Annotated in this window: 7 protein-coding genes and 1 riboswitch; of the genes, 5 read left to right on the forward strand and 2 right to left on the reverse strand. The window is 74.0% G+C overall.

The window, feature by feature from the left end:
• Nucleotides 1-1,187 precede the first annotated feature (1,187 nt).
• A complete protein-coding gene (locus ACFRAR_RS26525; protein ID WP_380700701.1) occupies nt 1,188-1,706 on the reverse strand; it encodes a cupin domain-containing protein in 519 nt (172 codons plus the stop codon).
• Nucleotides 1,707-1,787: 81 nt separating this feature from the next.
• Here ACFRAR_RS26525 and ACFRAR_RS26530 point away from each other — a divergent pair, with 81 nt between their 5' ends.
• The 4 genes from ACFRAR_RS26530 (at nt 1,788) to ACFRAR_RS26545 (ending at nt 6,670) form a co-directional block, all read left to right on the forward strand.
• Nucleotides 1,788-2,639, forward strand: coding sequence for a LysR family transcriptional regulator (locus ACFRAR_RS26530; RefSeq protein WP_380700702.1), 852 nt, complete (start codon nt 1,788-1,790; stop codon nt 2,637-2,639).
• Between the two features lie 265 nt (nt 2,640-2,904).
• Nucleotides 2,905-4,341 (forward strand): alkaline phosphatase family protein, encoded by a 1,437-nt coding sequence (locus tag ACFRAR_RS26535; RefSeq protein ID WP_380700703.1) that lies wholly within the window; start codon nt 2,905-2,907, stop codon nt 4,339-4,341.
• A 66-nt stretch (nt 4,342-4,407) separates the two neighbouring features.
• Entirely contained in the window at nt 4,408-4,542 is a 135-nt protein-coding gene (locus tag ACFRAR_RS26540; protein WP_380700704.1) for a hypothetical protein, read from the forward strand.
• A 130-nt stretch (nt 4,543-4,672) separates the two neighbouring features.
• On the forward strand, nt 4,673-6,670 hold the full coding sequence (locus ACFRAR_RS26545) for a tetratricopeptide repeat protein (protein WP_380700705.1): 1,998 nt from the start codon (nt 4,673-4,675) through the stop codon (nt 6,668-6,670).
• Between the two features lie 126 nt (nt 6,671-6,796).
• Here ACFRAR_RS26545 and ACFRAR_RS26550 read toward each other — a convergent pair whose 3' ends face one another.
• Nucleotides 6,797-7,387, reverse strand: a complete 591-nt coding sequence (locus ACFRAR_RS26550; RefSeq protein WP_380700706.1) for a hypothetical protein — start codon at nt 7,385-7,387, stop codon at nt 6,797-6,799.
• Nucleotides 7,388-7,590: 203 nt separating this feature from the next.
• Nucleotides 7,591-7,796: riboswitch (cobalamin riboswitch) on the forward strand.
• Between the two features lie 241 nt (nt 7,797-8,037).
• On the opposite strand from ACFRAR_RS26550, the gene ACFRAR_RS26555 reads away from it, so the two are divergent.
• On the forward strand, nt 8,038-8,907 hold the full coding sequence (locus ACFRAR_RS26555) for an ABC transporter substrate-binding protein (RefSeq protein WP_380700707.1): 870 nt from the start codon (nt 8,038-8,040) through the stop codon (nt 8,905-8,907).
• The last annotated feature ends 134 nt before the right edge of the window (nt 8,908-9,041 follow it).

Below are 9,041 nucleotides of genomic sequence, written 5' to 3' on the forward strand. Positions count from 1 at the left end.
CGAACGGGAGCCGGACCCCGCCGCGTCTTCGTCCTTCGGGTGCGGAACGCTCCGGCCACCACGGCACGTGGCCGGGGGCGTCGAGGGGAAGCCCGTCGATCGTCGCGTCCGAGTGCTCCCATGTCCGCTGGTAGAACCCGGTCGTGGCCATGTCCCCCTCCTCGTCGGCCCGTTGAGCGAGTCACGGGGACGGACCGGGCCAGTTCTACGGCCAGTTCGACGATCCGCAGGACGCCTTCTACGACCTCCCGGCGGGCGCCCGCCACACGGACGGCACCCTGCTCCTGGGCGTGACCCGCAGCCACGTCCTGGCCCGCCTGGTGCTCAACGGCCCCTGGGCGGGCACGGTGTGGTTCGACAGCTTCGGCAACGACGGCGAGCTGATCCACCTGGCCGACGAGACCGACGACCCCTCCGAGGACTACACCCTCGGTTCGTTCGTCGACGCCCAGGAATGGCAGCCGCTCGCCGGACTGCCGTGGTTCCCCGCGCCGGAGGACGGCCCGGCGGACCCGGCCCCGGGGGACTTCCTCGACCTGACGATCGCCGTGCTGTGCCGCCGCGTACGGCGGGCCGCCGCCGAACGGGCCTGCGCCCGGCTCGACCCCGCGGACTTCCAGGACGCCCGGCTGCGTCTGCGCAGCCCCCACGCGTACGTGTTCCCGGCCGGGCACACCTATGGAAGCCTCGCGCCCTACTTCTCGGGCCGGGTACGGGACGAACTGCTGCGGGCAGAAGACGACTTGGAGGCCTCCGGACGCCTCCTCGAACTGACCCCGGCCCTGCCGGACGCGGGCCGCCGGCCCGTGGCGCTGATCCTGGCCGGGCGCTGGGCCGAGCTGGCCGCCTTCGAAACCGACACCGTCCCGGACGGCGAGCGCAGCGCCGTCAACCTGGCGCTGGCCGCGGAGTTGCTCGACGCGGAACCGGGGCCGCTGCCCGTCCCGACCGCGCCGGACGCGGCTGTCCGGGCGCCTGGACGTCGTTCGCCCGCGACGGCCTCCCCCGGCACGAGGGCCTGCCGTCCTGGCCCGCCCACCTGCCCGACCGCCTCGTCCTGCGGCTGGACGACACGGCGCCCGCCGTCCTCCTGGACCCCGGCCGCCCCGAACGGCTCCTCTGGGACGGCCTGCGCTGACGGCCGGGGCTGCCGTCCCGGCCACCCGGCTGGGGACCGGACCGTCGGCTCAGGCGGGGCCGGCGGCGGGGCCGGCGGCCGGGTCGGCGGCGGGCTCGGTCGCGTAGCGGCTCATCGCGTCGATGTTGGCCTGTGGCGTCAGCGGCCGGCCGTCGGCGAGCGTGTCGCGCAGGTCCCGGAAGTACTGGACGTACAGGTCGGGGGTGAAGGTGCTGAGCATGACGGCCGGGCGGTCGGTCGGGTTGGCGAAGGTGTGCGGGGTGCCGGGCGGAACCATCACGAGCGTGCCCGCGGTGACGTCGTGGTCCTGGTCCCCGACGGTGAACCGCACGGTGCCGGAGAGAACGTAGAAGCCCTCGTCGTGGCGGGCGTGGCGGTGCTGCGGTGGCCCCTGGGTGTGCGGGGCGAGGACGGACTCCGCGATCGCGAGCCGGTGGCCGGTGTGGCTGCCGTCCTCGAGGACGCGCATCCGCGTGGTGCCCAGGACGATCGTCTCGCCGTCTTCGGGTCCCACCACCGAGACGGCGGGGTCGGTCCGTGGCCTGCTGGTCTTCGCTTCTTCGCTCATGTCCACGAGTGCACCGCCGGAGGCCTGCCGCTGTCCAAGACCCGTTCCGCGGCGCCGATACCCCGTGGGTATCGTTGCAGCGTGGAGCTACGGACCTTGCGCTACTTCGTGGCGGTCGCCGAGGAACTCCACTTCGGCCGGGCCGCCACCCGACTGCACATGAGCCAGCCGCCGCTGAGCCGGGCGATCAAACAGCTGGAGGCCGGGATCGGGGCCCCGCTGTTCGTCCGCTCGTCCACCGGGGTCGTACTCACTCCGGTGGGCTCGGTGCTGCTCGACGAGGCGCGGGCCCTGCTCGACCACGCCGACCGCATCCGGGCACGCGTGAACGCGGCGGCCGGCGTCGCGGCCATCACCATCGGCATCCTGGGCGACGGCACCGACCCGGGAGTGGCCAGGCTGGCCGCCGCCTTCCGTCGCAGCCGCCCCGGCGTCGACATCCGTGTCCGCGACACCGATCTGACCGACCCGACCTGCGGGCTGCGCGCCGGACTGGTCGACGTCGCGCTGACCCGGGCGCCCTTCGACGAGACGGCCCTGACGGTGCGCACCCTGCGCAGAGATCCGGTCGGCGTGGTCCTGCGCGCCGACGATCCCCTGGCCGGCCGGGACGGGCTGCGGCTGGCCGAGCTGGGCGACCGCCGCTGGTTCCAGTTCCCGCAGGGCACCGACCCCGTCTGGCAGTCCTACTGGAACGGCGGCGGACCGCGCGAGGGACCGGTGGTGCGCGCCGTCCAGGAGTGTCTCCAGGCCGTGCTGTGGAACGGCACGGTCGGCCTGGCCCCGCTCGGGCACCGCCTGCCCCCGGAGCTGACCGTGGTGCCGCTGGTCGACATGCCGCCGAGCCGGGTGGTGGCGGTGTGGAACGAGGGGGACGGCAACCCGTTGGTCCGGACCTTCGCCGAGATCGCGGCCGCCGCGTACCGCCGCTGAGGACCGGCGCCCGGGCCGGCACCGGGCCGGCACCGGGCCCCGGTAACGGCACCGATACCGGCACCGGCACGACCCGCCGCGAACTGCCCGCGGTTCGAGCCAGTGACTCGAACCGTGCGAAACCTCGCCGCGTACCCCGGCAGACCTGGAACCGACCCCGGCGACCGCCACCGAGGTCCCGCCCCCCTTTCGGCTGTTCAGCCGTCAGCTCCGGCGCGCCGAAGTTCCTGGAGGAAGCCACAGGCGTGACGGAGAGGCGGGACCGATGTCCGGAATGACCCGACGGAGGCTGCTGGGATCGGCGGCCGGGCTGATGGGCGCGGCGGCGGCGAGCCTGCTGCCGCCGAGCGTCCAGCGGGCGGTGGCGGCGGGGGTGCCGAAGGGCGGCTCGCTGCGGGACGTGAGGCACGTGGTCCTGCTGATGCAGGAGAACCGGTCCTTCGACCACTACTTCGGCACGCTGGCCGGTGTCCGCGGCTTCGCCGACCCGGACGCGCTGCGGCTGGACGACGGGCGCTCGGTGTTCCACCAGCCCGACAGCGCCAACCCGGACGGCTACCTGCTGCCGTTCCACCTGGACACCCGCACCACCAGCGCGCAGGCGATCCCCTCCACCAGCCACGCCTGGTCGGTGCAGCACCAGGCCTGGAACGGCGGGAAGATGGACCGGTGGCTGCCCGCCCACCGGGCCGCCGACGGCGTCAACGGCCCGTACGTGATGGGGTACTACACCCGGGAGGACATCCCCTTCCAGTTCGCCCTCGCCGACTCGTTCACCGTCTGCGACCACTACTTCTGCTCGGTCCAGGGGCCGACCTGGCCCAACCGGCTCTACTGGATGACCGGCTCGATCGGAGCCGACGACGCCCACGGCGGCCACGGCGGCCCGATCATCCGCAACGAGGCGCCCGAACCGCTGACCTGGACGACCTACGCCGAACAGCTGGAGGCGGCCGGCGTCAGCTGGCAGGTCTACCAGGAGACCGACAACTACGGCACCAACATGCTCTCCCTCTTCAAGACCTTTCAGCAGGCCGAACCCGGCAGCCCCCTGCACCGCAGGGGCATGACGCCCCGTCCGGCCGGCACCTTCGAGGACGACGCCCGCAACGACCGGCTGCCCGCCGTCTCCTGGATCCTGCCGACCAGCCACCAGTCCGAGCACCCGGACTACCTGCCCGCCGCCGGCGCCGACTACGTCGCCGCCAAGATCGAGGCGATCGCGTCGAACCCCGAGGTCTGGGCGAAGACCGTCTTCATCCTCGACTACGACGAGAACGACGGCCTCTTCGACCACGTGCCGCCACCCGTGCCCCCGGCCGGGACACCGGGCGAGTTCGTCGACGGTCTGCCGATCGGCGGCGGCTTCCGGGTGCCGTGCATCGTCGTCTCGCCCTGGACGGTGGGCGGCTGGGTCGCCCGCGAGGCCTTCGACCACACCTCGGTGCTGCGCTTCCTGGAACGCTTCACCGGGGTCCGCGCGGCCAACCTCACCGACTGGCGCCGCCGCACCTTCGGCGACCTGACGTCGGCCTTCCAGTTCGACCACGGCCCGCGCCGGGCCCCGGCCCTGCCCCCGACCGCCGCCCGGCTCCAACAGGCCGAGTACGAGGTGGCCCACTACCCGGCCCCCGTCCTCCCCGGCGCGGACCAGAAGGTCCCCACCCAGGAGCCCGGCGGCCGGCCGCACCTGCCCCGGTAGGCGCCCGCCGGTTAGCGGAGTCTCCAATTCCTTGACAGTTCATACGAATTATCACCACCATGGGCCATGGTCGCCACGAGTCCCCGGCCGACCGCCCCCACACCGAAGGAGACAGACATGCGGAAGATGACCACCCGTAAGTCCGGCACCGTCGCACTGACCGGCAACGCCCGCCGGCTCTGGATCGAGTGGTGCTGGTAACTCCGACGCACCACTGACACCGGTGGCGTGCCGGGGACTCTCCGAGCTCCCGGCACGCCTCCGGGCAGCCGCGGGCGCCGAACGGCGGCCCGCGGCGGGCCTGGCGACACGAGAAGGGGAGGAGTCGGGCATGCGACACGTCTGGCTGGAGGCAGCACTGCCCCGGGACCGGCGCGCGGCGGCCGCCGACGCCGAGGGGCTCCTGGGCACCTTCGACTGCCGGGTCTGGCAGCGCGGGCCCTACGGCGGGGTCGGCGAGTTCGTCCGCCACCTCGCCCTCGGCCAGGGGCACTCCCCGCTGGTGGACCGCCACCAGGTCGAACTCCTCAGCGCGGTGCGGGACTTGGCGCCCGCGATGCCGTGGGCCGCCGAAGCCCTCGCGGCCCTGGACGTCGCGGATGTCCAGATCAGGTTCCACCCGGCTCGGCGCACCCGCCATCTCGCCTACGGAATAGGCGAGTTCGTCGCGGCCTGGGCGACGGAGCAGGGCACGCCCGCCGCCGTGGTGCTCGACCGGGTGGACGAGGCGGACGTCACCACCATCGAACTCGTCGACACCCTGTTGCGACGCGTCGACCCCTCCCGGCTGCGGCTGTACGTCGGCGGCGCCTCGCTGCCCGCCGCGCTCGCCGAGGCCGTCGCCGAGTACGCCCGGCCCCTCGCCGTCGACCCGTCCCGGCCCACCCCCAAGAACACCCCCAAGAACGCCACCGAGGACGCCGACGAGGACGCCGCCACGGTCCGCGGCCCCGCCTGGCACGACGAGCGCGCCGACGCACTGGCGGCGACCGGCGAGTGGTCCTGGCAGCTGGGCGCCATCCCCTACCACCGCGAACGCGGCACCCGCCCGGCCACCGACGGCGTCGACGCGCTGCGCACCGCCCTCGCCCTGGCCCTGCGCAGCGGCTTCTACGAGCACGCCGTCCGGCTCGCCGAACGCGGCCTGCCGCTGGTCACCCCTGCCGGGGACACCCGGAACTGGTGGGCCTTCACCACGATGCTGGCCACCGCGCTGACCGCCCTGGAGCGCCCGGCCGAGGCGCTCGCGCTCTACGACCACGTCCGGCAGGTCACCGACGAGCCGAGGATCCACCTGTCCGCGGCCTACTCCACCGCCATGCTCCACGTCCGCCACCTGCCGGCGCCCGACCGGGACCTCACCGCCGCCCGCACCTGGCTGGAGCGCGCCCTCGCACTCGCCGGGCAGATCGACGACCCGCGCGAACGCACCGTCACCACGGTCTTCCACCAGCAGGGCCTGGCCCTGCTGGACAGCCGGGCCGGCGACCACGCGGCGGCGCTGGCGACGGTCGAGGACGGCATCGCGAAGCTCGACCGGGCCCTGGCACCGGGCGAACGCCCCCAGGACCGCGCCCGGCTGCTGCACAACCGGGCCCAGCTGCACCTCGCCCTGGGCGATCCGGCCCGCGCGCTCGCCGACCTCGACACGGTCATCGCGCAGGACCCGCAGAACGCGGAGTACTACGTCGACCGGGCCGCCCTCCACCGGGCCACCGGCCGGCCGGAGGACGCGATCGCCGACTACGGCACCGCGATCCGCCTCGGCCCGCACCTGCCCGAGGCGTACTACAACCGCGCCGAGACCCACACCGACCTGGGCCTGCCGCAGGCTGCCCTGGCCGACTTCGGCCGGACCCTGCGGATCGACCCCGAGCACCTGGACGCCCTGGTCAACCGGGCCGGCCTCCACCTGGACGACGGTGAGCTCGACCTCGCCGAACGCGACGCCCACGCGGGCCTGCGGCTGTCCCCGGACCAGCCACACCTGCTGTGCGTGCTCGGCCTGATCGAGGGCGAACGCGGCCGGCTCCCCGAGGCCGAGGCGCTGCTCACCCGGGCCGTCGAACACGCCCCCGACCTGCCGACCGCCTGGGCCAACCGCGCGGCGATCCGCTTCGAACGCGGCGACACCCCCGGCGCCGTCGCGGACCTGGACCGTGCCATCGCCCTGGACCCCGACCCCGTCGCCCTCTACAACCGGGGACTGGCCCGCCGCGAGCTCGGCGACCGGGCCGCCGCCGTCGAGGACTTCACCCGCGCGCTCGCCGCCGATCCCGGCCCGGACCGCGAGCTGCGCGCCGAGCTCCTCCGGGAACTGCGTGCCTGAGCCCCTCCCCCAGCGCCCGTACATCGCTCGGTTCCGCCGATGCGCGCCCGCCAGGGGGTCGGCGGCCCCTCGCGCGGCTCGGCGAGGGGCCGTGGGGCGTGTCGGCGGCTTCTGGCGGTCCGGTCCTTACGGGGCGGGCGGGCAGACCAGCGTGCTGGTGACGGGCGGGTCGGGGAACTCCGAGCCGTTGTAGCTCTGCGAGCCGTCGCCGTACTCGTAGTGGAAGTAGTTCGTGGAGAAGCTGACGACGGGGTGCACCGTGCAGTCGGAGTCGGCGGGGTAGTGGTAGGTCAGCGTGATGGTGCGGCTGCCGCCCGGTTCGATCGGCACCTGGGGTGCCGTCAGGTTGAGCAGGGCGTACAGCCCCTGGGCCGTCGCCCTTTCCCCGAGGTCGCACCAGCTCACCTGACCGGAGCACCCGGTGAACACCGCCCGCGCGCCGGGCGCGGGTTGCGGGCCTGCTTCGAACATGGGGATCCAGAGGTAGAGGAAGGTCACGGGGCTGGTCTGACGGTTGGTGAACGTCACGCTCAGGGTGCCGGTCTGGCCGGGGGTGATCGTGGGGTGGTCCACGCTCAGGGCGAAGTACGGCGGTGTGGCGGAGGTCGTGGCGGAGGTCGTGGCGGACGCCTGCGGGGCGAAGCCCATCAGGCCGACGAGGAGGGCGAGTACGGCGACGACGCCGAGGCGTCTTGTCCCGGATCCGGAGGTACGCATGACCGGGCAGCGTAGGGCGGCGGGCCCGTTCCGTCTGCCGTGCCCTGGGAAATCCGGCCATGATCCCCACACCCGGGGCCGGCCCCGACCGGAGCCGGCCCGTCCGGTCGGCCGCCGGGTCGGCGCCGCGGTGACGACGAGGGGCACGGCGGTCCCGCCGCGCCCGACCCCAGGGCGGCCGTCCCCCCTCCTGAGCACGCCTGATACGTTGCCATCGCCGTGGTGTTCGGGAAGCCGGTCAAAGTCCGGTGCGGCCCTCGCCACTGTTGCCGCGGAGTTCCGCGGCCCTCGCTGACCGGCTGTCCCAGCGGTCAGGGCCACTGGGCGGGCTGGAAGAGCCGCCCGGGAAGGTCGGCCGTGGTGCGTCGATGCGGAAGCCAGGAGACCGGCCACGGCGCGACATGTTCCACGAGGGTTTTGGAGAACACGTGCCCAGCGGTCCGCTGCGTCCTTTTCGATCCATATGTGCCGTACGTTCCGTACGTCCCGCACCTTCCGTACGTCCGACAGGTCCGACGCGTGTCGGCCGGGCGGTCGCGGTCCTCCTGTTCACCGGCGTACTCGGGGCCTGCACCAGCGCCCCCGCGCCCGTCGCGCCCGTCGCGCCCGTCTCGTCCGGCGGGACGACCGGTAGTGCCGAGCCGGTCAGCGTGACCAACTGCGGGACCACCGTCACGGTCGGCGCGCCGCCCGAGCGGCTGGTGACGCTCAACCAGGGCGCCACCGAGGTGGCCCTGGCCCTCGGCCTGGAGTCCCGCATGGCCGGTACCGCCTACCTCGACGACTCCGTCCCGGAGAAGTGGAAGGCGGCCTACGAGTCCGTCCCGGTGCTCTCCAAGGACTACCCGACGAAGGAGAAGCTCCTCGCGGCCCGTCCGGACTTCCTGTACGCCTCCTACGCCAGCGCGTTCACCGACAAGGTCGCGGGCAGCCGGGAGGAACTGCGCGGCCAGGGCGTCCCGTCGTACCTGTCCCCGTTCGGCTGCGCGGACAAGAGCCAGGTGCCGCCGACGACCTGGCAGGCGGCGTGGGGCGAACTGAACGACGTCGCCAAGGTCTTCGGCGTCACGGAGCGGGCCGTCGAGATCCAGCGGCAGCAGGAGCAGCAGCTGGCCCGGTTCACGGCGACGGCCGCGGGCAAGGACCTGAAGGTCCTGTGGTACGACTCGGACACCAAGGCGCCGTTCGTCGGCACCGGCCACGGCGGGCCCCAGCTCGTGCTCGACGCCGTGGGCGCCCGCAACGTCTTCGCGGACCTGCCCGGCACCTGGCAGAACGTGAGCTGGGAGAAGGTCGTCGCGGCCGACCCGGACGCCATCGTGGTCGCGGACGCCGGCTGGGACACGGCCCAGTCCAAGATCGACTACCTGGAGAACGACCCGGTGCTGAGCACGCTCACCGCCGTGCGGCGCAAGGCGTTCGTGGTGGTGCCGTTCTCGGAGTCGACTCCCGGCGTACGGCTCGCCGACGGTGCCGCCAAGGTCTCCGAAGGACTGGGCCGACTGCACCCGGCTTCATGACCACCGCACCCCACCCCGTCGCGCGGCCCACCGGCCAGGGGGGGGCGGCCGGGGGGGGGGGCGGGGCGGGGGGCCCGCGGGGGGGCCCCCGCCGGCGCCGCCCCGCCCGGGGGGGGGGGGCCGCGACCGGCCCG

Source organism: Kitasatospora sp. NPDC056651, from assembly GCF_042792155.1.
Taxonomy (GTDB): Bacteria; Actinomycetota; Actinomycetes; order Streptomycetales; family Streptomycetaceae; genus Kitasatospora.

Excerpts from the sequence above, each read along its gene's own strand:
- ACFRAR_RS26525 (WP_380700701.1), bottom strand. The coding sequence starts at position 1,706 with ATGAGCGAAGAAGCGAAGACCAGCAGGCCACGGACCGACCCCGCCGTC.
- ACFRAR_RS26535 (WP_380700703.1), top strand. The coding sequence starts at position 2,905 with ATGTCCGGAATGACCCGACGGAGGCTGCTGGGATCGGCGGCCGGGCTG.
- ACFRAR_RS26540 (WP_380700704.1), top strand. The coding sequence starts at position 4,408 with ATGGTCGCCACGAGTCCCCGGCCGACCGCCCCCACACCGAAGGAGACA.
- ACFRAR_RS26545 (WP_380700705.1), top strand. The coding sequence starts at position 4,673 with ATGCGACACGTCTGGCTGGAGGCAGCACTGCCCCGGGACCGGCGCGCG.
- ACFRAR_RS26550 (WP_380700706.1), bottom strand. The coding sequence starts at position 7,387 with ATGCGTACCTCCGGATCCGGGACAAGACGCCTCGGCGTCGTCGCCGTA.